Genomic DNA, 26,981 nt, shown 5'->3' with positions numbered 1-26,981 from the left:
GGACCACCTCGGCGCGGTCGTCACCATCGACGTTACTCGCCCCAGTCCTCCTCGAGCTCGGGGGCCTCCTCTAACACGACGGGGTCGAGGGAGATGACCTCCAGCTCGGTTCCGGTGACCGGACTGTCGATTATCTCGCCGACCTCGACGTCGGCCGGCAGTTCGATCTCGTCGCCCGTGATCGGGTCCTCCGCCACCAGCGTATCGGTGTCGCTCGTCATCGTGGATCGGTGTCAGCGTCGAGAGCGCATAAAGGCTTCGAACTTGTTTGATAAATTACACTAACCGAAGCGGCCGCTACTCGCGTAAAACCGGAACGAAACGACACCTCGTTCCGTTTCGTGTCAAGAATCAGTACGAACCTCGCCCCCTCGCGGGAACGGGGTCGCCGCCGGCGGGCGCGGACCGACCGCCGACCGCTGCGGTCGTCGCAGCCGGTCCGGCTGTCGGCGTCTGTCAGACATCGTCGGTCACCCCGGATATCGTGGTCACTTCAGACATACTCGCTCACCTCGGCGTCGAGAGCGGTCTCCGCGTCCGCGAGCGCCTTCCGACGCGCCGCGAGCGTCGCTTCGTCCGCGTCGAGCGACTCGCGGCGCGCGTCGAGGTCGGGCGCGACCGCGTCGGGTGCGGGCCCGCCCGCGGAGTCGCGGCTCGCGACGCTCTCGGCGGGGTCCAAGACGGCCTCGACGTCCTCGCGGCTCACGTACGCCGAGAGGGGCTCGCCCGTCACCGTTCGAGCGGCCTCGTCAACTTTTGCGGCGGCCGCCGCCGGCGAGTCGGCGTCGGCGACGCGCTCGGCCGCGGTCGCGACGATCTCGTGGGCGGTCCGGAACGGGAGTCCCCCCATGGCGAGCAGGTCGGCGACGCCGGTCGCCGTCGAGAAGCCGTCGCCCGCGGCGTCGGCGAGCACCGCCTCGTTCCAGTCGGCCGTCGCGACCGCGCCGGCCGCCACCTCGGCCGCCTCCCGCACGTCGTCCGCGGTCTCGAACACGCTCGCGTGTGCACGCTGGAGGTCGCGGTTGTACGCGCGCGGTAACCCCTTGAGCAGGCTCAGCGTTCCGGTCGCCTCGCCGATCGCGTCGCCGGCGACCCCCCGGGTCAGCTCCAGCGTGTCGGGGTTCTTCTTCTGGGGCATGATCGAGGAGGTCGACGCGTAGTCGTCGGACAGCTCGACGAACCCCTTGTTCGAAAAGAGGACGAGGTCCTCTGCGAGCCCGGACAGCGTCGTCGCGAGCGTCGCGCACGCGGTCGCCCCCTCGGCGAGGAAGTCGCGCGCGGAGGCGGCGTCCATCGAGTTGGCGACGAGCCCGTCGAACCCGAGCAGGTCGGCGGTCCGCTCGCGGTCGATGTCGAACGGCGTGCCCGCGAACGCGGCCCCGCCGAGCGGCGAGCGGTTGGTGCGCCCGTAGGCGTCGAACAGCCGCGCCGTGTCGCGCGCGACCCCGCCTTCGTACGAGAGCAGGTAGTGCGCGACCGTCGTCGGCTGAGCGGGCTGGAGGTGGGTGTATCCCGGCATCACCGTCTCCGTGTGCTCGCCGGCGACGTCGACGAGCGCCCGCCGCAGCGCCAGGGTGGCCTCCGCGGCCGCAAGCAGGTCCTCGCGCAGGCGGTACCGGATACAGGTCGCCACCTCGTCGTTGCGCGAGCGCGCCGTGTGCATCCGCCCGCCGTCGGGACCGACCCGGTCGATCACGGCCGTCTCGATCGCCTCGTGGACGTCTTCGCCGTCCGGTAGATCGGCGTGGCCGGCGGTCTCGACGGCGTCGAGCGCCGCGAGGATCTCGCCCGCGACCGCGCTCTCGACGATCCCCCGCTCCGCGAGCATCACCGTGTGCGCGCGGTCGACCGCGAGGTCCGCCTCGAAGATCGCCGCGTCGGCGGCGAGACTGGAGAGGAATCCGCGAGCGGGACCGCCGCTGAAGCGGTCGCGGCGGACGGCGGTGTCGGCGTCCTCGGCACCCTCGGCGGTCACTGTGGGATCGTCGTCGGTCATCTATTCCTCGTCCGCAGTCTCTCCGCCGTCACTGGCGAGTTCGGGCTTCGAGACCGCCGCTTTCACGTCGTTGGCGAGACGCTCCTGGAGCCCGTGGTACTTCGCGACGCCCGTGGCGTCCTCCTGCGCGATGCCGGCCACGTCTTCGGTGTTAAACGAGGCCATCTCCTCGGAGTAGACGGCGTACTCTGAGTCGCGGGCGACGACGCGGCAGTTGCCGCCGGAGACCTTCACGGTCGCGGTGCCGGTCACCACGTCCTGCGTCTCGTCGACGAACGCGTTCAGCGCGTCGACGACGGGCGCGAACACGAGGCCCTGGTACGCCTTCTCGGACCACTCCTGTTCGATCCCCTTCTTGAACGAGCGCTCGTTCTTCGTCAAGACGAGGTCTTCGAGCGCCTGGTGTGCCGTGAGCAGGACGGTAGCGGCCGGGTGCTCGTAGTTCTCGCGCACCTTCAGCCCGAGCATGCGGTCTTCCATCACGTCGGTGCGGCCGATCCCGTAGCCGCCGGCGTACTCGTTGAGGTGCTGGATCAGCGGCACCGGGTCCATCGCCTCGCCGTCGACGGCGACCGGGACGCCCTCCTCGAAGGCGACCTCGATGGTCGTCTCGCCCTCGGGCTCTGCGGTCCACTCGTAGATCTCCTCCGGCGGCTCGTAGTCCGGGTTCTCGAGCTCGCCGCCCTCGACCGCGCGCGACCAGATGTTCTCGTCGATCGACCAGACGCCGCCGTCGCCGGCCTCGACTGGCAGGTCCTTCTCCGCGGCGTAGTCGATCTCCCACTCGCGGGTGAGGCCGAGCTCGCGGACGGGAGCGATCACTTCCAGATCGGAGCCGCGCCAGACGGCCTCGAACCGGAGCTGGTCGTTCCCCTTGCCCGTGCAGCCGTGCGCGATGGCGTCACAGCCCTCCTCCTCGGCGACGCCCAGAATGGCCTCGGCGATGACGGGACGCGCCAGCGCGGTCCCCAGCGGGTACCCCTGGTACGTCGCGTTCGTCTTCACGGCGTCGAAACACAGCTCCGCGAACTCCTCTTTCGCGTCGACGACGTGGAGGTCGAGCCCCAGCGCGTCGGCGGTCTCTTCCGCCTCGTCGAACTCCTCGGTCGGCTGGCCGACGTCGACGTTGACGCCGATGACCTCGTCGTAGCCGTACTCCTCTTTCAAAAGCGGTACGCACACTGTCGTGTCGAGTCCGCCGCTGAACGCGAGTGCAACGCTCGTCATTATCGGAGTAGATCCGGCCTATCCCCTTAAATTCGACGGTTTAGAGATTGGAACAAAATTGCGGCGCGGTCGCTACCGACGGACGAAGCTGTCACTCTCGGGAACGAAACGGCGCGAACGCGACGGGGGAAAGTTACTGGCCTCGGGGGGCCAGTCGTCGCGCCGCGCCGGAAACCGGTCGCGGTCGGACGCCTCGTCGCGGTCGCGGGGCTCGTCGGCCTCGGAAGAGCGTGGCCGCCGGACGAGCCGCCGCGGTCATTAGCAGGTAGTTGTGAGGTTTCGATATAAAACCGTTCCGCTACGTGTCTCGGGGACGCCTCGCTGGCGCGGTCGAGTCGGCGAGGGCGCGCGAGGCGAGAGGAGGAGCACGCCAGCCACCGTGCCGCCGCGCCGCTCAAGTGTCTCGCCGCCCAACGGCGGGTATCGTGAGCGACGCCGACTCCCCCCTCTCGGAGGACCGTCCGACCGTCGATCGCCCCCTCCGCGTCGACGCCCCGTTCGAGCCCGCGGGCGACCAGCCCGAGGCGATAGCGCAGTTGGTCGAGGGGTTCGAGGGGGGCGCTGACAGACAGACGCTCCTCGGCGTGACGGGGTCCGGCAAGACGAACACCGTCTCGTGGGTCGCCGAGGAGCTGGACCAGCCCACCCTCGTCTTAGCCCACAACAAGACGCTCGCCGCCCAGCTGTACGAGGAGTTCCGCGAGCTGTTCCCGGACAGCGCCGTCGAGTACTTCGTCTCCTACTACGACTACTACCAGCCGGAGGCGTACGTCGAGCAGACGGACACGTTCATCGACAAGGAGATGTCGATAAACGAGGAGATCGACCGCCTCCGCCACTCCGCGACGCGCTCGCTCCTGACGCGTGACGACGTCATCGTTGTCGCCTCCGTCTCCGCCATCTACGGGCTCGGCGACCCGCAGAACTACCGGGAGATGGCGCTCCGGTTGGAGGTCGGCGAGGCGGTCGGTCGCGACCAGCTGCTCGCCGACCTCGTGGACCTGAACTACGAGCGCAACGACGTGGACTTCACGCAAGGCACCTTTCGCGTGCGCGGCGACACCGTGGAGATATACCCGATGTACGGTCGGTACGCGGTCCGCGTCGAACTGTGGGGCGAGGAGATCGACCGGATTGTGAAAGTCGACCCGATGAAAGGCGAGGTCGTGAGCGAGGAGCCCGCGGTCATGCTCCACCCCGCGGAGCACTACTCGATCCCGGACGACAAGCTGGAGCGGGCGATAGCGGAGATAGAAGATCTGATGGAGAAGCGCGTGAGCTACTTCGAGCGACAGGGCGATCTGGTGGCCGCCCAGCGAATCGAGGAGCGCACGACCTTCGACCTGGAGATGCTCCGGGAAGCGGGCTACTGCTCGGGGATCGAGAACTACTCCGTCCACATGGACGACCGCGAGTCGGGCGACGCGCCGTACACCTTACTCGATTACTTCCCCGACGACTTCCTCACCGTGATCGACGAGTCACACCAGACGATTCCGCAGATAAAGGGACAGTACGAGGGCGACAAGTCGCGGAAGGACTCGCTCGTCGAGAACGGGTTCCGGCTGCCGACCGCCTACGACAACCGCCCCCTGACGTTCGAGGAGTTCGAGGCGAAGACCGACCGCACCCTCTACGTCTCGGCGACGCCCGGCGACTACGAGCGCGAGACCTCGGAGCAGATCGTCGAGCAGATCGTCCGCCCCACGCACCTCGTCGATCCGAAGGTGGAGGTGACGGAGGCGACGGGACAGGTCGAGGACCTCTTGGAACGCGTCGACGAGCGGATCGAACGCGACGAGCGCGTCCTCGTCACCACGCTCACGAAGCGGATGGCGGAGGACCTCACGGAGTACTTCGAGGAGGCCGGTATCGACGTGGCGTACATGCACGACGAGACGGACACCCTGGAGCGCCACGAGATCATCCGCGACCTCCGCTTGGGCAACATCGACGTGCTCGTCGGGATCAACCTGCTGCGGGAAGGACTCGACATCCCCGAGGTGAGCCTCGTGGCGATCCTCGACGCCGACCAGGAGGGGTTCTTACGCTCCACGACGACGCTCGTTCAGACGATGGGGCGGGCCGCCCGCAACGTCAACGGCGAGGTCGTCCTCTACGCCGACCGGACGACGGACTCGATGGAGGCCGCCATCGAGGAGACGCAGCGCCGCCGCGAGATACAACTGGAGTACAACGACGAGCACGGGTACGAGGCGACCACCATCGACAAGCCCGTCGGCGAGACGAACCTGCCGGGCTCGAAGACGGACACCTCCTCCGTCAGCGTCGGCGACGTGGAGAGCGCCGAGGAGGCGAGAGCGCAGATCGACGCGCTGGAAGACCGGATGGACGAGGCCGCGAGCAACCTGGAGTTCGAGCTGGCCGCCGACATCCGCGACCGGATCGCCGAGCTCCGCCGGGCCTTCGAGATCGGCGACGGAGACGAGGGCGTCCCCGCGCCGATCGGCGAGGAGTAGTCGGGCCTTCGGGTCGCCTGGCGTCGGCGCGCCGATTCTCAGCCGACGGAACGCCGAGGGAGAGATTTTTACCCGACACCGCCGGAGTCGAGCCCATGTACCGACGCGCGGTCGTGGTCGGAGCCCTCGCCGCCGCCACCGCGGGCTGTACCGACCGGATTCGCGACGTGGCCGCGTCGACCCCCCGAGACCTCGACGTCCGGAGCCGCTACGTCGACGGGAACCCCCTCGTCGAGGGACAGAGCATCCGCGCGCTCCCGGCAGAGCTCCACGTCCACGCGGCGTCGTACCAGTCGGGTGCCAGCGCGCTCGGGGCGCTCCGTTCCGACGCGGCCGAGACGCGGTCGTTCGTCGACGCGACCGAGTTCGTCGACGACGGCGGCGAGTCGATCCTCGTCGTCGCCCAGCGGCTCACCGCGCCCGAGGTCGAGTTGCGACTCGGGGCCATCAGCCGCATCGGCGACGGGGCGCTCCGCGTCGCGCTCGACCAGCCCGGCCCCGACGTCGACGTCGAGAAGCTCGACGACCCGGTCGTCAAGACCCTGCTGCTCAGACTCACCGACCGACAGGGAACGCCGGAGCGCGTCATCGTCTCCGTCGACAGGGAGCGCGCCGGCGTGACGATCTGAGCGTCGACGTCCACCAAACTGCGTCCGCCCCCACCAGTCGCGGCCGCGTCCCGCGATCGTTTAGTGGCTCGGCGGCCTCTCGCCGGTATGCTCTCTGTGTCCCGCCGGATCCGCGGATCGGTCCTCCTCGCGCTCGCCGCGGTCGCGTTCGCGAGCGCGGCCGCCGTCGCGCCCGTGATCGTCCCCGAAGCCGGAGGCGCGTCCGGCAGCCCCGCCGCGGTCTCGCCGTCGCCGCTCTCGCTTCTCGCCGCGCCCGCGCTCCTCGCGGCCGGATCGGTGTTTCTCGTCGCCGGTGCGGCCGCGCTCGTCGACGCCGACCTCTCCGCGCGCGCCGCACTCCTCTCGCCCGCGCTGGGTGCCGTCGGTGCGCTCGCGCTCGGCACCGGGATCGGAACCGATTTCGGAGCGCCGCTCGCCGCGTTCGCCGCTCCGGAGGCGCTCACGGCGCTGGGGAGCGGGCTTCCGGCAGTAGTCGCGGCGGGTGCCCTCGGCGGCGGGGCGATAGCGCCGGTGGTCCGCGCCGCGACGACCGAGGACACGGTCACGCTGCTCGTCGGGTCGGCGCTGTTGCTCGCCGCGGTCGCGAGCGGGTCAGAGGCCCCGCTCGCGCTCGCCTCCGGCGGCGTCGCCGGCGCGGTCGCGGTGGGGTCGCTCTGGGCGCTCGATCCGGGGACGTGGCGACCCTGACGCGGACGAACTCCGAGCGTCAGAAATCCGTGTCCGCGTTATCCCGGGCGCTCGGTCTCGGTCTCCAGATCCACGTCTCGGTCGGCCTCGCGGTCGAGGTCTTCCTCTCCGGCGATACCGGTGTCGCGGGCCGTGTCCGCGTCTCGAGTCTCGTCGGTCCGGAGGTCGCTGTCTGCCACCGTGTCGAGCTGTTCGAGCGCGCTCTCGATGTCCTCTAAGCCGAGCATCTTCTCCGTCTCCTCGTCGAACTCCTTGCTTTCCAGCCCGTCCATCTGTTGGACGTCGGAGCCGGAGAGCGCCTTGCCGTAGCGGCCCACGAGACTCGTGAGTTCCTGCGGGAGGACGAACGTCGTGGACTCGCCCTTGCCGATCTCTTCTAGGGTCTCCATCCCGCGCTCGATGATGGCGCGTTCTCCCATCGACTCCGCGGAGCGGGCGCGGAGCACGGTCGAGATCGCGTCGCCCTGCGCTTCGAGGATCTGCGACTGCTTTTCACCCTGCGCCCGGATGATGTTCGACTGCTTGTCACCCTCGGCCTGCTCGACCGCCGAGCGACGCTCACCCTGCGCCTCCAAGATCATCGCCCGACGACGACGCTCCGCGCCGGTCTGTTGTTCCATGGCGCGCTGGACCTCCTGTGAGGGGCTCACCTCGCGGACCTCGACGGCCTCGACGCGGATCCCCCACTCGTCGGTCGGCTCGTCTAACTCCTCGTTGATCCGGTCGTTGATCTGATCGCGCCGCGAGAGCGTGTCGTCGAGTTCCATGTCGCCGAGGACGGCCCGCAACGTGGTCTGGGCGAGATTCGAGACGGCGCGCTTGTAGTCGTCGACCTCCAAGAACGCCTTCTTGGCGTCCATCACCTTGATGTAGACGACCGCGTCAGCGGTCACCGGCGAGTTGTCCCGCGTGATCGCCGACTGGCTCGGCACGTCGATCGTCTGTGTCCGCATGTCGAACGGGTACGTGCGGGAGACGAACGGCGGGATGAGGTGGACGCCCGGTTCGAGCAGCTTGCGGTACTCGCCGAACACCGTGAGCGCCTCTTTCTCGTAGGCGTCGACGATCTCGACGGCACTAACGACGGTGACGACCGCGACGAGCAGCGCGAGCGCGGCGACGCCGAAGACGAGGTTCTGGTTGAGGAGGGCGAACCCGACGACGACCGCGACGCCGAGCGCGAGGTACTGCCAGACGGAGTCGGGGACCGCCCCGACCGCGTCCGACATGTCGACGGTGTCGCCGCGCGGACCGTTAGTTCCCATGTGAGACGTTACGGCCGGACGCTGTTAACCGTTGGCACGAGGAGCGGAGCCCGCTCGCCTCGCGATCCGATCCGAGATAGCGGAAACGCCGGCGACTGCGGGCGGCTTTAAGAGTCCGGCGCGTGCAGAGTGGTACATGCCATCCGACGACGACGACGCACCCCGCGAGTTCAGCACCCGAAGCGTCCACGCCGGATCGGCTCCCGACCCCGCCACCGGCGCGCGGGCGACGCCGATCTACCAGACGACCTCCTACGAGTTCGAGGACGCCGACCACGCCGCGCGGCTGTTCGCGTTAGAGGAGGCGGGCAACGTCTATTCGCGGATCATGAACCCGACGAACGCCGCCTTAGAAGAGCGGATCGCCTCGCTCGAAGGCGGTGTCGGCGCGGTCGCGACCTCGTCGGGCATGGCCGCGCTCGATCTGGCGACGTTCATGCTCGCGTCCGCCGGCGACAACGTGGTCTCCTCGTCGGCGCTGTACGGCGGAACCTACACGTACCTCACGCACTCCGTCGAGCGCCGCGGCATCACGACGCGGTTCGTCGACCCCCTCGACTACGAGGGATACGCCGACGCCATCGACGAGGACACCGCCTACGTCCACATCGAGACGATCGGCAACCCCGCCCTCGTCACGCCCGACATCGAGCGGATCGCCGACATCGCCCACGACCACGGCGTCCCGCTGTTCGTCGACAACACGTTCGCGACGCCGTACCTCTGTCAGCCCTTAGAGCACGGTGCGGACCTCGTCTGGGAGTCGACGACGAAGTGGCTCACCGGCAACGGCACCACGGTCGGCGGAATCTTGGTCGACGGCGGCTCGTTCCCGTGGGCGGAGCACCCCGAGAAGTTCCCGGAGATCGCGAAGGACAACCCCGCCTACCACGGGATCAACTACGTCGAGGCGTTCGGCGAGGCGGCGTTCACGTTCGCGGCGGTCACCCGCGGGCTGCGCGACCTAGGCGACCAGCAGTCGCCGTTCGACGCGTGGAACACGCTCCAGCAGACGGAGTCGCTCCCGCTGCGGATGGACCGCCACTGCGAGAACGCCGGGATCGTCGCGGAGTACCTCGACGAGCACGACGACGTGGCGTGGGTGAACTACCCCGGCTTAGAGAGCCACGAGACCCACGAGGAGGCGACGGAGTACCTGGAGGGCGGCTACGGCGGGATGATCACCTTCGGGCTGGAGGGCGGCTACGAGGCCGCGAAGGGGACCGTCGAGAACGCGGACCTGGCCTCGCTGCTCGCGAACGTCGGCGACGCGAAGACGCTCGTCATCCACCCGGCCTCGACGACCCACCAGCAGCTCACCGAAGAGGAACAGGAGGCCGCCGGCGTCACCGGCGACATGGTGCGGCTCTCGGTCGGCATCGAGGACCCGGCAGACATCGTCGCCGACCTCGAAGCGGCGATCGAGCGCGCGACCGCCTGAGCGGCCCTCGAAGCGGCGACCGAACTATCGACGCGTCGCGCGGCGATCTACGCGATCTTCTCGTACTGCTCGGAGAGCTTCTCCGCGGCGTCGTCGAGCAGGTCGGACTCGTACTCGTCGAGGTCCCACTCGACGACCTCTTCCACGCCGTTCGATCCGAGCTTCGCGGGGACGCCGATCGCGGTGTCGTCGTAGCCGTACTCGCCGTCGAGCACGACGGAGCAGGGGAGCACCTCGCCGGTGTCGCGCAGGATGGCCTCGACGGTGTGGGCGACGCCGGTTGCGGGGCCCCACTGGGTCGCGCCCTTCCGGCTGATCACGTCCATCGCCGACTCCTGGAGGTCTTCGAGGATCTCCTCTTTCTCGTCGGCGTCGAATTCGGGGTCGCGGCCGTTCACGCGCACCTTCGAGAACACCGGTGCCTGCGCGTCGCCGTGCTCGCCGAGGATCGTCGCCTCGACGTTCTTTGCGGGCGCGTCGAAGCGCTCGGAGAGGACGTACCGGAAGCGCGCGGAGTCGAGCCGACCGCCGAAGCCGACGACCTTGTGGCGGTCGCGGTCGCCCGCCTCGTAGAGGTGGCGGTTCAGGAGGTCGACCGGGTTGGAGGTGGTGACGGTAACGAAGTCGTCGTTGTGCTCTGCGAGCGAGGAGCCGATGTCCTCCATGATCGGCGCGTTGTCGCCGGCCAGATCGATCCGCGTCTGGCCCTCCTTGCGCGGGATGCCGGCCGTGACCACGACGACGTCCGAGCCGGCGGTGTCCGCGTACTCGCCCTGCCGGACGGTCGTGTTCGAGTCGTAGGCGATCCCGTGGTTCGTGTCGGCCGCCTGCCCGATGGTCGTCTCGCGCTGGTCCGGAATGTCGACGAAGACGAGCTCGTCGACCACGTCGCGCAACGCGAGGTTGTACCCGGCCGCCGCTCCGACGGTCCCCGCCGCACCGACAACGCTGACTTTTGTCATACGGTGTGTATTCGCGTCTGGCTGTCGAGTAAACGTTTCGGAACCGCGGGCGGGCGCCAGCGCGGACGGGTCTCAGGACCGGCGCAGACGTGACGCAGGTGTGATGCAGGTGCCGGCGCAGAGGCGCGCAGATCCTTGGTCCGAGCGCGCAGTCCCGGCCGGAACGCCGTCGCGAAACCACTAACTTCGGCGGCGTCCCAGTTCCGCTCGTGCCGACGTTCCGCTACCCGTGTCCCGGCTGCCGGACGACAAACAGCCTCCACGACGCCGACTGCGACTTCGAGGGGGTGAACTGGCCGACCATCGAGAAGGCGTACACGGACCTGTTGACCGTCCTCACCGCCGAGCGCGAGGGACTGACCGAGTCGACCCTGCGCGAGGCGGTCCACGGCGAGTGGGGCGGACTCCACAAGGCCGCGCTGGGCGCGCTCGAACGCGACCAGCGGGTCGTCGAGGACGGTGACCGGCTCCGGCTGCTCACCGCCGCGGAGTTCAAAGAGCGGGTCTCGGAGCCGACCCGCGATCCGATGCGGACCGTCTACGAGCACGGCTCCGTCCCGGGCTGTCACGACAACGCCGTCTTCGCGATGGTCGCGTGGTACGAGATGGTCGGGCTCTCGTGGCCGGAGACCAGAGAGAACGTGATCGAGTGGCTCCGCGAGTCGGGCGCGTGGGACCGCGGCGGCTTCGAGGAGTCGACGCCCGAGGAGCTTGTCGACGGAAAGCGCCACGTCTACGACGAGGGATACGGGTGGAAAGAGAAGGGACAGGCCGCGAAACGCGTCATCGAACGCCACCTGTAGCACCGATCCGACCGCCTTCTTAAGTTTCCGCGCGACCTCTCGCCACCGTGACACACCCGGAGGCCGGAGTCGCGTCGATCGGCGGCGACGCGGGCGACCGCGACGCGGGCGGCGAGGGCGACCGCGACGCCGACCCCGAACGGCCCCCCGCCGTCGCCAACCCGCGGCGCGCGCTCGCGGTCGTGATCGGCGTCGTGTTCATCGATCTCGTCGGGTTCGGGATCGTGATCCCGATCTTACCCTTCTACGTGCGGTCCTTCGGTGTCAGCGACGCCTTTATCGGCCTGCTCGCGGCGTCGTACTCGCTCGCGCAGTTCCTCGCCGCGCCCACGCTCGGCCGACTCTCCGACCGGATCGGACGGCGGCCCGTCCTGCTCGCGTCGCTCGCGACCGCCGGCGTCGCGTGGGTTACGTTCGGCTACGCCGGGGAGGCTGGCGCGCGCTTCGGGACGGCCGCCGCGCTGACGACGCTTTTCGCCTCGCGGACGCTCGCGGGGGCGATGGGCGGCAACATCGCCGCCGCGCAGGCGTACGTCGCCGACATCACCCCGCGGGACCGACGGGCCGGCGCGCTCGGGCTCGTCGGCGCGTCGTTCGCGCTCGGCTTCGTCTTCGGCCCGGCGATCGGCGGGCTGCTCGCCGCCGACGCGGTGGTGGCCCGCGCCGACGCCCTCCTCCCGGCGTTCGTTCCGGCGACGGCGTACTCGCTCCCCAGCTTCGCAGCGGCGGGGATGAGCTTCCTCGCGGTCGCCGTCGGGTTCGCCTTCCTCGAAGAGCCGAACCGAACTCGGCCGACGACCGACCCGGAGAGGAGCCGGCGCACCACCGCGGTCGGTCAGTTTCGCGACGCGCTCTCCTCGGCGGCGCTCCGACCGCTGACGCTCGCGTACTTCGTCGTCGCGGTCGCGTTCGCGGGCGTACAGGTGATGTTCATCCCGTACGTGGCGGACGCGTTCGGCTACGACGCGACGGCCGCGGCGTTCCTGCTCACCTACGTCGGCGTCCTCGGGGCGGTGAATCAGGGCGTGCTCGTCGGGCGGCTCTCGCGGGTCGTCTCGTCGCGGACGCTCGTCGCGGCCGGGTCGGTCGTGCTCGCGGTCGCGCTCGTCGCGATTCCGGCGACCGGGCTCGTCGACCGGCTATCGGGTGCCGTCGCGGTCGGCGGCCCGGCGTGGCTCACGCTCCCGCTTTTGGCGCTGCTCGCCGCGTTGGCGGCGCTGTCGCTCGGGAACGCACTCGTGAACGTCTCGCTCGCGACCCTCGTCTCGGCGTCGGCCGCCGACACGGATCAGGGCGCGGCCTTCGGCGTCACGCAGGGCGCGTCGAGCCTCGGGCGGACCGTCGGCCCGCCGCTGATGGCGGTGTTGTACACGGTCGCGGTCGCGTCGCCGTTCCTCGTCGGCGCGGTGCTCCTCGTCCCCGTCGCCGTCGCGTTCGGGCGACGCTCGGCGGCGTGAACTCGGCGATGTCGCGCCCGGCGTGCGCCGAAGCGATCGCACGACAGCTTTAGGCCATCCGTCTCCGTCGTAGCCACACATGGCTTTCGACGCCGTTCCAGCATGGCCCGCAGTCGGGTCCATCGCCGGCGGCACGGGAGCGCTCTGGCTCGCGTGGACGATACGGGAACACCGCGGTCGCCCCGGCGTCGACTGGTTTCTCGGCGTCTTCCTCGCGCAGGCGACCTGGTGTCTCTCCTACGGGGTCGGCCTGCTCGTCACAGACCCCCTGCTCCGAGCCGCGCTGGAGGCGGCGATGTGGCTCGGAATCGTCTGGACGGGCGTCGGCTTTCTCGGCTTCGCGCTGGAGTACACGGGGCGGGGAGACGTGATCCGCGGCCGGCTGTTCGCGGCCGTCGTCGCGTTCGGGGGCTTCTCCACACTCGCGCTCCTCACGAACTCGCTCCACGGAGGGTTCTGGACCGCGTTCCGGTCGACTCCGGTCTTCGGGGTCGAGACCGTCACGTACGCGCTCGGGCCGTGGGCGTACGTCGTCGTCGCCGTCGAGAGCGTGCTCGTCGCCAGCGCGGTGTTCCTGCTCGTCGACACGCTGCTCAGCTACGGCCCGCTGTATCGGCGCGAGACCGCGGCCGTCGCACTGAGCTCGCTGCCGCCCGGCTTCGCGCTCGTCGCGTGGACGCTGGGGGTCGGTCCGGTCCCGCAGCTGCAGTTCGCGCCGATCATGTTCGTGCCTCACGCCCTGCTCGACGCCTACGCGTTCGGCCGCGCAGAGATGTTCGACCGCAATCCGACGACCAGCCGCGCCGCAGAGCGGACCGCGGTCGACGACCTCGCCGACCCGATCGTCGCGCTCGCGCCCGACGGCCACATCGTCCGGCTCAACCCGGCGGCGGAGTCGCTGCTCGGCGTCACAGCCGAGACGGCCCGCGACCGCCCCCTCGACGCGTTCCTCGACACCTCGATATCGCTCGACGGAGACGGGGGAGAGGTCGAGTTCGTCGTCGACGGACGCCGCCGCACGTACGCGGTGTCGACCGCGCCGCTCGCCGACCCGAACGGCACCCGCGTCGGACGCACGGTCGTCTTCTCCGACGTGACTGAGCGGGAGCGGCGTCGCCAGCAGCTGACGGTGCTCAACCGCGTGCTCAGACACAACCTCCGGAACGACGCCGGCGTCGTCCACGGGTACGGCGAACTGCTCGCGGAGCGGCTCGACGACCCCGAACTCGTCCGGATGGCGGACGCGATAGAGCGGCGCGCCGGGGCGCTCGCCGCCCTCGGCGAGAAGGCCCGGACCATCGAGGACGTGCTTGACGACGGGGAGGCGACCGAGGTGAGCGTCGACGACGTCGTCGGGTCGGTCGTGTCCGACGCCCGCGACCGTGACCCCGACGCCGTGATCGAGTTTCCCGGGAACGCCGGCGAGGGTGACGACGGCGGCGATCGGACGGTTCGACTCAGACGGGACGCGCTCCGTGCGATCGCGGAGAACGCCGTCGAGAACGCCGTCGACCACCACGACGGGGACGGCGTCGAGCGTGACGACGGGGGGACGTGGGTCCGAGTATCGCTCCGGCGAGAGGATTCGGCGGACGGTTCCGGCGTGGAGTCCGGCGGAGACGCCGGTGGCGGGCGGTGGGTCCTCACCGTCGAAGACGACGGGCCTGGGGTCCCGTCCCACGAGGTCAGCGCGGTAGAGTCGGGACGGGAGACGGCGCTCGAACACGGCTCGGGGCTCGGGCTCTGGGTCGTGGGGTGGGCCGCCGACGCGATCGGGGCCGACGTCGACTACGCCGACCGCGACCCGCGCGGGACGACGGTGACGGTGACGATCCCCGTCGGCGGGACGGAACCGTGACCGCGGGACTCACGCGTCGCGGGCCGCGTCGACGGCCCGCGCGATGAGGCCGGCCTGCGCGCCGGCGACGAAGCCCGCGTCGACGTTCACCGTCGTGAGCACCGAGCAGGACTGAAGCGCGCCGGACAGCGCCGCGGCCCCCTCGCCGCCGACGCCGTAGCCGGTCGAGACCGGCAGCGCGATCACCGGCGCGTCCACGAGGCCGGCGACGACGGTCGGTAACGCCCCCTCGCGGCCGGCGGCGACGACGACGACGTCGGCCTCGCGAATCCGGTCGCGCTGGTCGAGGATTCTGTCGAGGTTCGCGACGCCGACGTCGTCCACTCGGTCGACCGTCGCGCCGACCTCGCGGACGACCGCGGCAGCCTCGCCGGCGACCGCGGCGTCGGCCGTTCCGGCTGAGACGACGGCGACCGTCGCGGCGAGAGACGGCGGATCGAAGTCGGCCGCGTGGACGACGACGGTCCCCGTCCGCTCGTCGTGGTCGACGCTCGGCGAGGCCTCCGCCGACCGCCCGATGAGGCCTCCGTCGACCTCGGTCCGGATCGCGGCGGCGTCGTCGTCGTCCGCTCGGGTCACGAGCGCCCGGCCGGTCGTCTCGACCGCGGTCGCGGTGAGCGCCGCGACCTCCGCTGGCGTCTTCCCCTCGGCGAGGATCGCTTCCGGAATCCCGCGGCGGTCCTCCCGGGCGGCGTCGAACCGTCCGGCTCTCGTGGTCGCGTAGCCAGCCAGCCGCGATTCGGCCTCCGAAACGCCGATATCGCCGGCGTCGAGCGCTTCTAGCGTGTCGCGCATACCGGTCGTCGGTGGCGAACGATGTCGAAGCTATCGATCGGGGCCGAACCGCCGCTCGCCGTCCCGGCTCTCACAAGGTTTATCAGTGTCCGGTGACGGATATCGCCGCGAACCGCCCGCACGACGTCCCTCGCGGGCGAATTCAGGAACTCTTATTAACGGTCGACGGATAGCGTCGAGCGCATGGCAGACCTTATTGTCAAAGCGGCCGTCAAGGAAGCCCTGGACGACAAGAACGTCGCTTCGGACTTCTACGACGCGCTGGACGACGAAGTGGACGAGCTGCTCGAAGACGCTGCGCGCCGCGCCGAGGCTAACGACCGGAAGACGGTCCAGCCTCGCGACCTCTAAGACGGACGCGTTCGCGGTCCGTCGATTATTTTGTCGTACTGGCCTGCATCCGCGAGCGACGCGACCGTCCGCGTACGGAGCCGGTCGACGTAGTCACGCGGCGGTCGGTCATCGCGTCACGACTCGCACACCCGTCTCGGTCCCGACGTGGATCTCGTCTGCGAGGTCGACGAAGAGGCCGTGTTCGACGACGCCCGGCGTCCCGGAGAGCGTCGCCGACAGCGCGCTCGGGTCCGCGATGCCGCCGAACGTGCAGTCGATCACGAGGTTCCCGTTGTCGGTGACGACCGGGCCGTCCTTCCGCTCCGCCGCGCGAAGCTCCGGGTCGCCGCCGGCCGACCGTACCGCCTCGGCGACGACCGACCGGGCAGCCGGGAGCACTTCGACTGGAACGGGCCGATCCAGCACCGCCGTCTCCTTCGAGGGGTCGGCGACGACGAGAAACCGGTCCGCGGCCGTGTCGACGAGCTTCTCGCGGGCGTGAGCGGCACCCCCGCCCTTGACGAGCGCGTTCGCCGGACCGAGAGAGCCGGTGCCGCCGGTGTGTTCGCCGGCACCACCGCCGCTCTCGGCGACAGTGACCACCTGATCTGCGCCGTCTATCGCGAGGTCGATCCCGGGTGCGTCCGGGCCGACCGCCCGATCGAGGTCCACGAGCGGGATCCCCTGATCGGCGGCGAGTTCGCGGCTCGCGAAGGAGGTCGGCACGCCGCGTACGTCGAGTCCGGCGTCGACGCGCTCGCCGAGCCGGCGGATCGCGTGTGCGGCCGTCGAGCCGGTCCCGAGCCCGACCACGTCGCCGTCGTCGACCGCCGCCGCCGCCGACTCGCCGGCCCTGCGCTTCGCCGCGTTGCTCCCGCCGCTCGTCTTCATGACTCCAGAGTCGGCGGGGGTGATTGAAAAGGCGTCGGCGCGCGGCGGATCAGAGCGGAGCGGGACAGAGCAGGATAGGACAGAGCAGGATAGGATAGATCGGGGTCGAGGCCGGAGAGGGCTGACGAGTCACTCCAGCCGGTCTAACACCGCCTCGGCGTCGTACGCGAGAGAGATCTCGCGGGAGCGTCCGCGGCCGTCCACGTCGGCGTACTCGGCGTCGATCACGCCGAGCTGGTCCAGCTTGTTGACGATCTCGGAGTAGCGGGTGTACCCGAGGTCGGTCTCGTCGTGGAACGCCTCGTACACCTCGCCGGCGCGCTTCCCGTCGTGTTCGGCGAGCACGCGGACGAGGTCGCGCTCGGACTCCGAGATCCCCCGGAGCGACCGCGAGAGGTGGACGTGCTTCGATTTGTCGTACGCCGACTCGACGTCTTCGGTGGCGATCGTCTTCGAGGCGCGCATCTCGGCGTTGAGTCCGGCCCGGCGGAGCAGGTCGATCCCGACGCGGAGGTCGCCGCTGTCGGCGGTGAGGTCGGCGACGCGCTCCAGTTCGCCGTCGCCGATGACGCCGTCGTGGAAGCCGCGCTTCGCGCGCTCCGAGAGGATGTCGTAGATCTCTGCCGCGCCGTACACGGGGAAGTACACCTCCTCGGGGCGGAACACCGACTGCACGCGGGTGTCGAGGTTGTCGATCACGTCGAGGCCGAGATCGGATGAGACGACGATGACACCGATCTTCGCGCCGGAGTGTGCCTCGTGGGCACGCAGAAGCGAGTAAAGGGTGTCTGAGGCCTCGTTCTCATAAAAGAGGTAGTTCACGTCGTCGAGAGCGACGACGAGGACGTCGTCCTCCTCGACGAGTCGGTCCGTGATCTGGCCGAACAGCTTCTTGAAGGAGATCCCGGAGGAGGGCGGCTCGTAGTCGAATATCCCCTCGAACAGCCGCGAGAAGACGGCGTACCGGGTCGAGTCGACCTGACAGTTGACCCGAACGGTCCGGACGTCGGTGCGGGTGCCGAGTTCGCCGAACAGCTTCTGGACCGCGGTGGTCTTGCCCGTCCCCGGAGGGCCGCGCACCACCGTGTTGAGCGGGCGGGACCCGCGGACTGCGGGTCGAAGCGCGTATTTTAAGCTCTCTAGTTGGCTCTCGCGGTGCCGGAACGTCTCGGGGACGTGGTCGATCTCGAAGACGGACTCGTCGCGGAACACCGACTCGTCCCACGACAGCATGTCGCCGCCGGCGTCCCCGGTCATGTCCACACCACGTCAGGCCGTCTACTTAATCGTTGCCCGCAGGGCGGGTGAAACTGAAGCGAGCCGTCTGCGAGCCTCACAGCCGCGTTTTCGCCGGGCGGGAGTTCACTCACGGGACGGTCTCGCCGCCCGGAATCGCCGTGGGACGGCGCTCACTCGCGGTCGAGCGCGAGCACGTGGCGCGTCAGCGACCGGTGGACCCGGCGTTCGAAAACGGCGTCGACCGTCCAGCCGGCCGCGCGCGCCTCGGCGCGCCAGTCCCTGTCTGCGACCACGACCGCGCGGGGAGCGACCCGCGCGGCCTCCGCGAGCGCGCCGGAGACGAGGTCTGCTAGCTCGTGGCGAGCGATCTTCGACTGTCGACCGTACGGCGCGTCGAAGGCGACCCCGTCGACGGCGTCGGCGCGCACCGGCAGATCGGTGGCGTCGCCGCGCGCGACGTGCCACGCGGGACGGTCGGCCCAGTCCTCCATCGTGCGTCCGTCGCCTCGGTCGCGTTCGTCGCCTCGGAGGGCGGGGGGCGGGTCCAGGTACTCGCGAAAGTTCCGACGCGTCCCGCGGACCATCTTCGACTGCGCGTCGCAGGCGACGACGTCGGCACCGACGAGTCCGGCCTCGAGCGGCAGCCCGCCCGTCCCGCACATCGGATCGAGGAGCGTGCGCCCGGATGCTGCACCCGCGAGGTTGGCGTACGCCCGGGCGTCCGCCGGGGCCATGCTCCCCGGCTGGAAGAACGGTCGGTCGGTCGGTTTCGGGGCGAAGTCGCGGTCGGCCTCGGTCGCCGTCCACCCCAGCGCACAGACGGACGCGTCGCCGCCGTCCGCGCCCGCGACCGCCGCGTGGTCGGGGCGGTCGCCGGCGGCGAACAGCGCGCGGAGGACGTGGTCGGGGTCGTCGAGGTCGACCGCGAAGCCGCGGGCGACGAGGACGTCACCGAGCGCGCGCTCGGCCGCGTTCGTCGAGACGGCGGTGGTGTTCCTGACGTTCCGAGCCCTGACGGCCACCGTTCCGGTCCGGTCGATGGGCGCGGCCTCCAGCGCGGCGACCGCCGCGTCGAGGTCGGCGTCGGCCCGGGCGACCGCCTCGTGGGCCGCGCGGGTGTACGCCAGCCGCCGAACCGGCGAGGCGTTCGCGCCCTCGGTGCTGCCGAGGCTCCCCGCGCTCGCGATCCCCGGCGCGAGGAGGTCGACGCCGGCGGCCGCGGTCGACGCCTCGTACGCTGCGAACGCGTCCTCTTCTCCCGCGAGTTCGAGCCAGTACACGCCACGGCGTCCGGCGGCCGGTCGCAAGAGCGTAGCGGTTCGACTAGCCACCTTTTTATTCATTTCGAGCGTTCGTCGAACCAGTGATGGCCGACCCGAAGGAAACGATCACGATCGAGAACGTCGTTGCCTCCACGGGGATCGACCAGGAACTCGATCTCCAGCGCGTCGCGATGGATCTCGAAGGTGCCGACTACGACCCCGAGCAGTTCCCCGGGCTCGTCTACCGCACGACCGATCCGAAGTCGGCCGCGCTCATCTTCCGGTCCGGCAAGATCGTCTGTACCGGGGCGAACTCCATCGACGCCGTCCACGAGAGCCTCGACATCGTCTTCGAGGAGCTCCGCGCGCTACAGATCCCCGTCGGCGACCCCGAGATAACGGTACAGAACATCGTCACCTCCGCCGACCTCGGCGAGGACCTCAACCTGAACGCGATCGCGATCGGCCTCGGACTCGAACACATCGAGTACGAACCGGAGCAGTTCCCCGGTCTCGTCTATCGGATCGACGATCCGGACGTCGTGGCGCTGCTCTTCGGCAGCGGGAAGCTGGTCATCACCGGTGGGACGAGCCCCGACGACGCGGCCGCCGCCGTCGACGTGATCACCGAGGAACTGGACGGACTCGGCCTGCTCGGGTAAGCGGGTCGCGGGAGACGCCCGGTTCGGCGGCCGCGGCGGGTCCGAGGCCGGTCAGGAGGCCGCGTCGAGACCGAGATCACTTTTACCGCTGGTTCGTACATCGGCCATGAGCCTTCAAGCGGTCCCGCTTCAGGCGGTCACGCCGATATCGGTGTTGGGCACGACGCTCGTGTTCGCCGCGTTCCTCTCGGTCACCGCCCACCTCGCCGCGCGGAACGTCCTCGGCGACGTCGACCCCCGGAGGGCGCTCTACATCGGTCCGCTTCCGGCGGTGATCGGCGTCGTCGGCGGGGCGTTCTCGGTCACCGAGGCGCTTCTCGTCCCCCTCGCGCTCCTCGTCGACGGCGTCATGTTCGCGTGGAGCTACGACCAGCCCCGCCGCGCGGTCGTCGTGATGACGGCGATACACGCGGTGATCACGACACTTCTCGGGATCATCGTGCTCGGGATCGGCGTGCTTCTGGCGTCGATGCCCGGGTGAGACCCGTCGCCGCGGTCGCGGAGGTAGTGCAGTCACACCGAAAGGCCCGCGGACCGGGTGGTCGACCGCCCTCTCACGGCTCCGGCGGCGGCCCGTCGTACGCGTCGTGGTCGCCGTAGAAGTTCAGCATCGCGAACTTCAGCTTCGTCGGGTCGACGTCGATCAGTTCCTCGCGTTCCTCGGGCGGGAACGACCCGCGGACCGAGTACTTCCCCATGTCCGCCGTCGTGTAGCGGCGGTCGGCGAGGATCCGAACCCCGAAGTCGTCGGGCCCCCGGACGACCCGTCCGAGCGCCTGTCGAGTCTTGCGTATCGTCGGGACCTCGACCGCGTACGTCCACCCCGGATCGCGGCTGCGGTCGCGGTCGGCGAACGCCCTGTCGTACGCCGCCTGAACCGCCTCCATCCGGTCGGAGAGATGCGGGTAGGGGACGCCGACGACCGCGACCGTCCGGGCGTCGTCGGCGTCGAAGCTCACGCCCTCGGCGAGCGTCCCCCACAGCGAGGTGAAAAGCGTCGCGTTCTCGCTCTCGACGAACCGCTGGCGGAGCCGCTCTTCGTCCTCGCCGGGACCGTCGAGGTAGAGGTCGCCGAGGTCCGCGGTGCCGGGGTCGGACGCGCTGCCGCCCCTGCCTCCGCCGGCTCCGCCACCCCCGCCGCCGAGGCGCTCGTAGTACCGCTCCGCTTCGGCGTACGAGGGGAAGAAGGCGAGGGTGTTCCCGGGCGTGAACCGGATCGCGTCCCGAAGGAGGGCGGCCACGGTCTCCTGCGTCTCCGGATCGTTGCGCTCCGAGGAGAACAGCGGCGGAACGTCCACCGCGAACGTCCGGCGGTTCGCCTCGGGGTACGCCATCCCGTAGGCGATCGACGCGGCGTCGGACAGCCCGAGCACCTCCTCGGTGACGTCGAAGGGGCGAAGCGTCGCGCTCATCAGCACCGAGGCGGCGACCTCGTCGAACAGCTGTTCGGTGACCCGGCGAGGGATGCAGGTGTACAGCTCCGCGCGCCCGTACACCTCCTCCGTCGCCGCGTCGCGGCGGACCGAGACGACGGGGTACTGTCCGAGCTCCGTCCCCTCGTCCATCCACGTCGAGACGAACCGAGCGACCTGAAGCGTCTGCGACTCGCTGCGTGTCGTCGTCTCGCCGTCCCGGTAGCGCCGCTCGTACTCCTCGTCTATCGCCTGCCCGAGCTGGACCGCGAGCTCGGTCTCGGTGTCGATTCCCGCGCCCTCGTACTGACGGAGGAAGGCGAGCGTGAGGTCGTCGCGGCGGTCGTCGTTCGCGATCGACACGTCTTCCCACGCCTCGCCGACAGAGTCGCGGTCGCCGAACCCGAGCGCCTCGTCGTAGGTCTCCGCGAGCGCGTCGCGGAACGCGCGGACCACGTGCTCGGCAGCCTCGGCGCGCGAGTCGTCGCTCTCCGCCAGTTCGTCGAGGGCGGCGTCGAGAGTGTTCTCGGTCAGCGTCCGAGTCGCGTGGTCGCGGGCGGCGTCCTCGACGTTGTGCGCCTCGTCGAACACGGTCACGATCTCCGAGGGGTCGCGGTCGATCCACCGGAAGAACTGCTCTCTGATCTGCGGATCGAGCAGGTGGTGGTAGTTGCAGACGACGAGATCGACGCCCTCCATGCCCTCTTTCAACAGCTCGTAGCCGCACAGCTCGCGCTCGTCCGCGTACGCGTACACGTCTTCCGGCGTGCGCACGTCGTCGAAGAGCCACGCGAAGAACTCCTCGGTGTCGCGCGTGAGGTTGTTCCGGTAGTGCGCACAGACGTTGGCGGTCTCGTACTCGTCGATCTCGTCTTCCAGCTCGTCGAGCGCCTCCATGACCGACTCGCGCGCCTCCGCCGCGCCCGCGTCGCCCTCGCGGCTCTCGGACAACAGCTCGCGCTGGCGCGCCTCAAGCTCGCGGACCTCGCTCTCGGTCTCGACCAAGTCGCGGGTGGTGTCGCGGAGGGTCTGACACTCCTGGTAGTCCACGTCGATGTGACACATCGAGGACTTACCCTTGAACACGACCGCGCGGATGGGCTCCTCGCGCGTGATGGCGCGGGCGTCCTCGACGAACTGGCGCATCTGCTGGTGGACGTTGGTGGTGATGACCACCGTGCGGTCGTGCTCCCTCGCGTGTTCGAGCGCGGGCACGAGCGCGGAGAGGGTCTTCCCCGTACCGGGTGCGCCCTCGAACAGCACGTCTTGTCCGCGGTCCAGCGCGTTGGCGACCCTGTCCATCGCCTCGCGCTGGTTCGGGTACGGCTCCTCGTATGGGAAGAACCGCAGATGCGACGGCTCTGACACGGGGTGAGATTCGGCGGCATCGGCTAAAAACGGTCGGGTGGCGGGGCGAAAGTGGTCGTGGGAGGCTCGGCGGAACCGGAGCCGCGTCGGTCCGGCGCTCAGGCGAGTTGCCGCTCCGGCGCACCCGACGGTTTAACACCGAGCGGGGACCAGCCGGAGTAACGAATGTTCGACGAGATCCTCGAAAAGTTCGAGGGGTCACCCAGCCAGCAGGCCGTCATCCGGCTCTTCTTGGAGCGTGGCTTCTCGGTCAACGAAGAGGGGCGCGTGGTCTCCGGCGGCATCGAGATCCCGTACACCGGGATCGCGCGCGAACTCGACGTCGATCGGCGCGTGGTCGACTCGACGACGGACGCGATCTTAGACGATCCGGAGCTGAAGCGTATCTTCACGAACATCTCGTCGGTGCCGAGCCTGATGGATCTCGCACCGGTGCTCGATCTCACGGTGCTCACTATCGAGGTCGCGGCCGCCGACGAGGCCGGCATCGTCGCCGAGGTAACGGGGATTCTGGCCGATCACGGCGTCTCGATCCGGCAGGTTCTGAGCGAGGATCCCGAGTTCACCGACGACCCGAAGCTGTACGTCATAACGGACGCCGACCTTCCCGGCGAACTGCTGGTCGAGATCCGTGATCTCGGCTACGTCCGTCGCGTCGGGTTCTGAGGAAGGCCGCGGGGACGCCGGGAGTTGGGGGGGAGATGAGTCACGGAGAGGGGTGATCGCGGTGCGACACACGACCAGTTTCGCCAGCGGATCCGGGTACGCGCCAACCGTGAAGCCGTTCGAGGGATGTCACATCGTCGAGCGACGGCGGGGCGCTGGATTTTCACTTTCACTAGGGTGTAAACCAGTCTTTATACCCGATGGCGAGCAAGGAAGGCGTACATGCCTGAAGACGAACTCGAAGACCTCCCCGGCGTCGGCCCCGCGACCGCAGACAAGCTCGTCGAGAACGGGTTCGAGAGCTATCAGTCGATCGCCGTCGCGAGCCCCGGCGAGATGTCCAACACCGCCGACATCGGCGAGTCCTCGGCGGCGGACATCATCAACGCCGCCCGCGACGCGGCCGACGTCGGCGGGTTCGAGACGGGAGCGACCGTGTTGGAGCGCCGGCAGGAGATCGGGAAGCTCTCGTGGCAGATCGACGAGGTCGACGATCTGCTCGGCGGGGGGATAGAGACCCAATCGATCACCGAGGTGTACGGCGAGTTCGGGTCCGGCAAGTCGCAGGTCACGCATCAGATGGCCGTCAACGTGCAGCTTCCGCCGGAGAACGGCGGACTCGACGGCGGCTGTATCTTCGTCGACTCCGAGGACACGTTCCGGCCGGAGCGGATCGACGACATGGTTCGCGGGCTCGACGACGAGATCCTCGCCGAGGAGATGGAACGGCGCGAGATCGAAGGCACGCCCGGAAACGAGGAGGCGATGGAGGAGCTCGTCGAGGCGTTCTTAGACCAGATCCACGTCGCGAAGGCGTTCAACTCCAACCACCAGATCCTCCTCGCGGAGAAGGCCAAGGAGCTCGCGGGAGAACACGAAGAGGGCGAGTGGCCCATCCGAATCGTCTGTGTCGACTCGCTCACCGCTCACTTCCGTGCCGAGTACGTCGGCCGGGGTGAACTGGCCGAGCGTCAGCAGAAGCTCAACAAACACCTGCACGACCTGATGCGACTCGGCGACCTGTACAACACCGCCATCCTCGTCACCAACCAAGTCGCGTCGAACCCCGACTCGTACTTCGGGGACCCGACTCAAGCGATCGGGGGGAACATCCTCGGACACGCCTCGACGTTCCGGATCTACCTCCGGAAGTCGAAGGGGAACAAGCGGATCGTCCGGCTCGTCGACGCGCCGAACCTCGCCGACGGCGAGGCCGTGATGCGCGTCCAAGGCGAGGGACTGAAGCCGGAGTAACCGGATATCGTCCGACACGCGAGATCGGTAGCCAAACAGACCCCTATCTTCCGTTCCGAGTGGACGCACCGGTTCTCGTTTCGATCCGAGGTTGACAAACGTCAAATTCTACATCTGGCTCGCGAATCGGCCGGTATCGGCCGGTTTGGGGGGACAGACGGCGAGACGGCCGCGCGCGGTGCCGATCGGCTGCAGATCGGGTCGGCAATACTCGCCGATAGCGGCCGCGCGCCGCGTCGTGAGCCGTCTGATCGGTGAAACTGCGCGTTTGTGTCTGATTTCCTACAATACATTCGTCAGCAGAGATCGCAAGTATTGCCAGACAATCTCGCGCTTTACGTCCTTATATACAATTGATTCTGCAGTAGATCGGACATCGCCTGCATTATTTCAAATATTTCTTTAGTATTTCAACTCTAGCATTTATATAATTCCCATTCCCCGGGTGGAAATGTGATTCAGCACATGAACACGAACGAAGCGCGTTGCTCAACGGACGAACGGGCAGTAGGGGTGGTCGCCTCGTGACGACCGGCGTCCTCGCGAGCGTCGACCCGAGCACGTTCGCGTCCGCGATGAACGGAACGTGGATCCTCATGGTGACGTTCCTCATCTTCTTCATGCACGCCGGCTTCGCCATGCTCGAAGCGGGGCAGGTGCGCTCGAAGAACGTCGCCAACCAGCTGACGAAGAACCTCCTGACGTGGAGCGTGGGCGTAACGGTGTTCTTCCTCATCGGAACTGCGTTCACCAGCGTGATGAGCGGCTCCGGCGGACCCGTCTCAGCGGCCGGGACGCTGTTCTCGGGCGGTGAACTCGCCGTCTCCGCCGGCTCGGTCGGGCCGTACGTCAACTGGCTCTACGGTGCCGTCTTCGCGATGACGGCGGCGACCATCGTCTCCGGCGCGGTCGCCGGCCGCGCGAAGCTCCGGGCGTACGTCACCTACACGTTCCTCCTGGCCGCGGTCATATACCCGATGGTCATCGCGTTCACGTGGTCGGCCTCCGGCGACGGACTCGTCGCACAGCTGACCGGAACCGCGTTCCACGACTTCGCCGGCGGCATGATCGTCCACGGCATGGGCGGTATCGCCGGACTCACGGCCGCCGCCGTGCTGGGTCCGCGGATGGACCGCTACGCCGAGGACGGCTCGACGAACGTCATCCCCGGACACTCGTTGACGTTCGCCGTGCTGGGAACGCTCATCCTCGCGTTCGGGTGGTACGGCTTCAACGTCGGTACGGCCTCGGTGGTCAGCGGCGGGATGTTCAACACGCTGACCCTCAACCTCGTCGCGATGGGGACGACGATCGCGATGGCGGCCGGCGGGATCGGCGCCGCGCTCGTCGTGTGGCTGAAGACCGGAAAGGTCGACACGCTCTACGTCGCGAACGGCCTGCTGGCGGGACTGGTCGGTATCACTGCCATTCCGGACACCACGGCGTGGTGGGGCGCGCTGGTCGTCGGCCTCCTCGCCGGCGGACAGCTCCCGATCGTCTTCGAGTTCGTCTCGGACACGCTCAAGATCGACGACGTCTGTGCGGTGTTCCCCGTCCACGGTAGCGCCGGCGTGCTGGGAACCCTGCTGTTCCCGTTCGTCGCCGCACCCGGACAGCTCAGCGCCAGCGTCGGTGCGCACTTCATCGCACAGCTCGTCGGCGTCGTCATCATCGGCGGGTGGACGCTCACCGCGACCGCCGTCGTCTGGTACGCGCTCAAGGTGAGCGGTGCGGCACGCGTCACCGCCGAGCACGAGCAGGAGGGCCTCGACATCTCCGAACACGGCGTCGAGACCTACCCCGAGTTCGGCGGCGACCGCGTTGCGACCGACGGCGGCCCGTCGGTCGTCGACACCACGAACGACTCGCCGCGCGCTGACGGCGGCGAGGAGGCCGGTACGCAGATCAAGATGGTCACGGCAGTCGTCCGCCCCGACAAGCTCGGTGCGATAAAACAGGCGCTCGCGGAGATCAACGCGCCCTCGCTCACCGTGACGAACGTCTCCGGTCGCGGCAGCCAGCCCGCGAAGAAGGGCCAGTGGCGCGGCGAGGAGTTCACGGTCGACCTCCACCAGAAGGTGAAAATCGAGATCGTCGTCGCCGACATCCCGGCCGACGAGGTCGCCGAGGCGGTCGCCGACGCGGCCAAGACCGGCGAGCCGGGCGACGGCAAGGTGTTCATCATGCCGGTCGAGGACGCACTGCAGGTCCGCACCGGAACGACCGGTCCGGAGGCCGTGTGAGGTCGGCAACGATACGGCTCGCGGGCTCCGATTCGATCGACTGATCGAATC

Annotated in this window: 23 protein-coding genes; 13 read left to right on the top strand and 10 right to left on the bottom strand. The window is 69.1% G+C overall.

Features of this window, described 5'->3' with window-relative positions; all coding sequences use genetic code 11:
- Positions 1–32: 32 nt before the first annotated feature.
- The 3 genes from lysW to NO930_RS00445 form a co-directional block, all read right to left on the bottom strand.
- Entirely contained in the window at positions 33–221 is a 189-nt protein-coding gene (gene lysW / locus NO930_RS00455) for a lysine biosynthesis protein LysW (RefSeq protein WP_049983816.1), read from the bottom strand.
- Between the two features lie 272 nt (positions 222–493).
- The gene (gene argH / locus NO930_RS00450; RefSeq protein ID WP_256402139.1) at positions 494–1,996 is read right to left on the bottom strand and encodes an argininosuccinate lyase; all 1,503 of its coding nucleotides are present in this window, start codon (positions 1,994–1,996) and stop codon (positions 494–496) included.
- On the bottom strand, positions 1,997–3,223 hold the full coding sequence (locus NO930_RS00445) for an argininosuccinate synthase (protein WP_256402138.1): 1,227 nt from the start codon (positions 3,221–3,223) through the stop codon (positions 1,997–1,999).
- Between the two features lie 425 nt (positions 3,224–3,648).
- Between NO930_RS00445 and uvrB the strand changes: the two genes are divergently transcribed.
- The 3 genes from uvrB (at position 3,649) to NO930_RS00430 (ending at position 7,019) form a co-directional block, all read left to right on the top strand.
- A complete protein-coding gene (uvrB, locus tag NO930_RS00440) occupies positions 3,649–5,703 on the top strand; it encodes an excinuclease ABC subunit UvrB (protein ID WP_256402137.1) in 2,055 nt (684 codons plus the stop codon).
- Positions 5,704–5,798: 95 nt separating this feature from the next.
- A complete protein-coding gene (locus NO930_RS00435) occupies positions 5,799–6,332 on the top strand; it encodes a hypothetical protein (protein ID WP_137783060.1) in 534 nt (177 codons plus the stop codon).
- 87 nt (positions 6,333–6,419) lie between these two features.
- Entirely contained in the window at positions 6,420–7,019 is a 600-nt protein-coding gene (locus NO930_RS00430) for a hypothetical protein (protein ID WP_256402136.1), read from the top strand.
- Between the two features lie 38 nt (positions 7,020–7,057).
- Here the strand turns inward: NO930_RS00430 and NO930_RS00425 are convergent, their stop codons facing one another.
- Positions 7,058–8,284, bottom strand: coding sequence for an SPFH domain-containing protein (locus NO930_RS00425; RefSeq protein ID WP_137783062.1), 1,227 nt, complete (start codon positions 8,282–8,284; stop codon positions 7,058–7,060).
- A 136-nt stretch (positions 8,285–8,420) separates the two neighbouring features.
- Between NO930_RS00425 and NO930_RS00420 the strand changes: the two genes are divergently transcribed.
- Entirely contained in the window at positions 8,421–9,725 is a 1,305-nt protein-coding gene (locus NO930_RS00420) for an O-acetylhomoserine aminocarboxypropyltransferase/cysteine synthase family protein (RefSeq protein WP_256402135.1), read from the top strand.
- Between the two features lie 47 nt (positions 9,726–9,772).
- Here NO930_RS00420 and mdh read toward each other — a convergent pair whose 3' ends face one another.
- The gene (gene mdh, locus NO930_RS00415) at positions 9,773–10,687 is read right to left on the bottom strand and encodes a malate dehydrogenase (protein WP_137783064.1); all 915 of its coding nucleotides are present in this window, start codon (positions 10,685–10,687) and stop codon (positions 9,773–9,775) included.
- Between the two features lie 209 nt (positions 10,688–10,896).
- Here mdh and NO930_RS00410 point away from each other — a divergent pair, with 209 nt between their 5' ends.
- The 3 genes from NO930_RS00410 to NO930_RS00400 all read left to right on the top strand — a co-directional run bounded on the left by NO930_RS00410 (position 10,897) and on the right by NO930_RS00400 (position 14,805).
- Positions 10,897–11,490: a DUF7474 family protein gene (locus NO930_RS00410; protein WP_137783065.1), complete on the top strand. Its 594-nt coding sequence runs from the start codon at positions 10,897–10,899 to the stop codon at positions 11,488–11,490.
- Between the two features lie 47 nt (positions 11,491–11,537).
- A complete protein-coding gene (locus NO930_RS00405; protein ID WP_256402134.1) occupies positions 11,538–12,947 on the top strand; it encodes an MFS transporter in 1,410 nt (469 codons plus the stop codon).
- A gap of 79 nt (positions 12,948–13,026) precedes the next feature.
- Complete coding sequence (locus tag NO930_RS00400) at positions 13,027–14,805, top strand: histidine kinase N-terminal 7TM domain-containing protein (protein ID WP_256402133.1); 1,779 nt, start codon at positions 13,027–13,029, stop codon at positions 14,803–14,805.
- 9 nt (positions 14,806–14,814) lie between these two features.
- Here NO930_RS00400 and larB read toward each other — a convergent pair whose 3' ends face one another.
- Positions 14,815–15,600, bottom strand: a complete 786-nt coding sequence (larB, locus tag NO930_RS00395) for a nickel pincer cofactor biosynthesis protein LarB (protein ID WP_137783722.1) — start codon at positions 15,598–15,600, stop codon at positions 14,815–14,817.
- A 183-nt stretch (positions 15,601–15,783) separates the two neighbouring features.
- Here larB and NO930_RS00390 point away from each other — a divergent pair, with 183 nt between their 5' ends.
- Positions 15,784–15,951, top strand: a complete 168-nt coding sequence (locus NO930_RS00390; protein ID WP_004047560.1) for a DUF1931 family protein — start codon at positions 15,784–15,786, stop codon at positions 15,949–15,951.
- A 108-nt stretch (positions 15,952–16,059) separates the two neighbouring features.
- Here NO930_RS00390 and rpiA read toward each other — a convergent pair whose 3' ends face one another.
- The 3 genes from rpiA to NO930_RS00375 form a co-directional block, all read right to left on the bottom strand.
- Positions 16,060–16,824, bottom strand: coding sequence for a ribose-5-phosphate isomerase RpiA (gene rpiA / locus NO930_RS00385; RefSeq protein ID WP_256402132.1), 765 nt, complete (start codon positions 16,822–16,824; stop codon positions 16,060–16,062).
- A 129-nt stretch (positions 16,825–16,953) separates the two neighbouring features.
- Entirely contained in the window at positions 16,954–18,081 is a 1,128-nt protein-coding gene (locus tag NO930_RS00380) for an ORC1-type DNA replication protein (protein ID WP_256402131.1), read from the bottom strand.
- Between the two features lie 152 nt (positions 18,082–18,233).
- Positions 18,234–19,343: a THUMP domain-containing protein gene (locus tag NO930_RS00375; protein WP_256402130.1), complete on the bottom strand. Its 1,110-nt coding sequence runs from the start codon at positions 19,341–19,343 to the stop codon at positions 18,234–18,236.
- Between the two features lie 86 nt (positions 19,344–19,429).
- On the opposite strand from NO930_RS00375, the gene NO930_RS00370 reads away from it, so the two are divergent.
- Both NO930_RS00370 and NO930_RS00365 read left to right on the top strand, forming a co-directional pair.
- On the top strand, positions 19,430–19,987 hold the full coding sequence (locus NO930_RS00370; protein ID WP_049983960.1) for a TATA-box-binding protein: 558 nt from the start codon (positions 19,430–19,432) through the stop codon (positions 19,985–19,987).
- A 106-nt stretch (positions 19,988–20,093) separates the two neighbouring features.
- Entirely contained in the window at positions 20,094–20,468 is a 375-nt protein-coding gene (locus tag NO930_RS00365) for a DUF7473 family protein (RefSeq protein ID WP_137783095.1), read from the top strand.
- Positions 20,469–20,541: 73 nt separating this feature from the next.
- Here NO930_RS00365 and NO930_RS00360 read toward each other — a convergent pair whose 3' ends face one another.
- On the bottom strand, positions 20,542–22,767 hold the full coding sequence (locus tag NO930_RS00360; protein WP_256402129.1) for an ATP-dependent DNA helicase: 2,226 nt from the start codon (positions 22,765–22,767) through the stop codon (positions 20,542–20,544).
- Between the two features lie 165 nt (positions 22,768–22,932).
- Here NO930_RS00360 and trpY point away from each other — a divergent pair, with 165 nt between their 5' ends.
- From trpY to NO930_RS00345, 3 genes are all read left to right on the top strand, one after another.
- Positions 22,933–23,433 carry a TrpY family transcription regulator gene (gene trpY / locus NO930_RS00355; RefSeq protein WP_137783093.1) on the top strand — a complete coding sequence of 167 codons (501 nt, stop codon included), beginning with the start codon at positions 22,933–22,935 and terminating at the stop codon, positions 23,431–23,433.
- A 222-nt stretch (positions 23,434–23,655) separates the two neighbouring features.
- Positions 23,656–24,687 carry a DNA repair and recombination protein RadA gene (gene radA / locus NO930_RS00350; RefSeq protein WP_137783092.1) on the top strand — a complete coding sequence of 344 codons (1,032 nt, stop codon included), beginning with the start codon at positions 23,656–23,658 and terminating at the stop codon, positions 24,685–24,687.
- Positions 24,688–25,211: 524 nt separating this feature from the next.
- Positions 25,212–26,930 carry an ammonium transporter gene (locus NO930_RS00345; protein WP_256402128.1) on the top strand — a complete coding sequence of 573 codons (1,719 nt, stop codon included), beginning with the start codon at positions 25,212–25,214 and terminating at the stop codon, positions 26,928–26,930.
- Positions 26,931–26,981 lie beyond the last annotated feature (51 nt).

Source organism: Halorubrum salinum, from assembly GCF_024494575.1.
GTDB classification, from domain to species: Archaea; Halobacteriota; Halobacteria; order Halobacteriales; family Haloferacaceae; genus Halorubrum; species Halorubrum salinum.
This window is presented reverse-complemented; position numbering and strand designations above follow the sequence as displayed.

Coding starts and splice junctions, on each gene's coding strand:
- lysW (WP_049983816.1), bottom strand. CDS start 221: ATGACGAGCGACACCGATACGCTGGTGGCGGAGGACCCGATCACGGGC.
- argH (WP_256402139.1), bottom strand. CDS start 1,996: ATGACCGACGACGATCCCACAGTGACCGCCGAGGGTGCCGAGGACGCC.
- NO930_RS00445 (WP_256402138.1), bottom strand. CDS start 3,223: ATGACGAGCGTTGCACTCGCGTTCAGCGGCGGACTCGACACGACAGTG.
- NO930_RS00435 (WP_137783060.1), top strand. CDS start 5,799: ATGTACCGACGCGCGGTCGTGGTCGGAGCCCTCGCCGCCGCCACCGCG.
- NO930_RS00430 (WP_256402136.1), top strand. CDS start 6,420: ATGCTCTCTGTGTCCCGCCGGATCCGCGGATCGGTCCTCCTCGCGCTC.
- NO930_RS00425 (WP_137783062.1), bottom strand. CDS start 8,284: ATGGGAACTAACGGTCCGCGCGGCGACACCGTCGACATGTCGGACGCG.
- NO930_RS00420 (WP_256402135.1), top strand. CDS start 8,421: ATGCCATCCGACGACGACGACGCACCCCGCGAGTTCAGCACCCGAAGC.
- mdh (WP_137783064.1), bottom strand. CDS start 10,687: ATGACAAAAGTCAGCGTTGTCGGTGCGGCGGGGACCGTCGGAGCGGCG.
- NO930_RS00400 (WP_256402133.1), top strand. CDS start 13,027: ATGGCTTTCGACGCCGTTCCAGCATGGCCCGCAGTCGGGTCCATCGCC.
- larB (WP_137783722.1), bottom strand. CDS start 15,600: ATGCGCGACACGCTAGAAGCGCTCGACGCCGGCGATATCGGCGTTTCG.
- NO930_RS00390 (WP_004047560.1), top strand. CDS start 15,784: ATGGCAGACCTTATTGTCAAAGCGGCCGTCAAGGAAGCCCTGGACGAC.
- rpiA (WP_256402132.1), bottom strand. CDS start 16,824: ATGAAGACGAGCGGCGGGAGCAACGCGGCGAAGCGCAGGGCCGGCGAG.
- NO930_RS00380 (WP_256402131.1), bottom strand. CDS start 18,081: ATGACCGGGGACGCCGGCGGCGACATGCTGTCGTGGGACGAGTCGGTG.
- NO930_RS00370 (WP_049983960.1), top strand. CDS start 19,430: ATGGCCGACCCGAAGGAAACGATCACGATCGAGAACGTCGTTGCCTCC.
- NO930_RS00365 (WP_137783095.1), top strand. CDS start 20,094: ATGAGCCTTCAAGCGGTCCCGCTTCAGGCGGTCACGCCGATATCGGTG.
- trpY (WP_137783093.1), top strand. CDS start 22,933: ATGTTCGACGAGATCCTCGAAAAGTTCGAGGGGTCACCCAGCCAGCAG.
- radA (WP_137783092.1), top strand. CDS start 23,656: ATGCCTGAAGACGAACTCGAAGACCTCCCCGGCGTCGGCCCCGCGACC.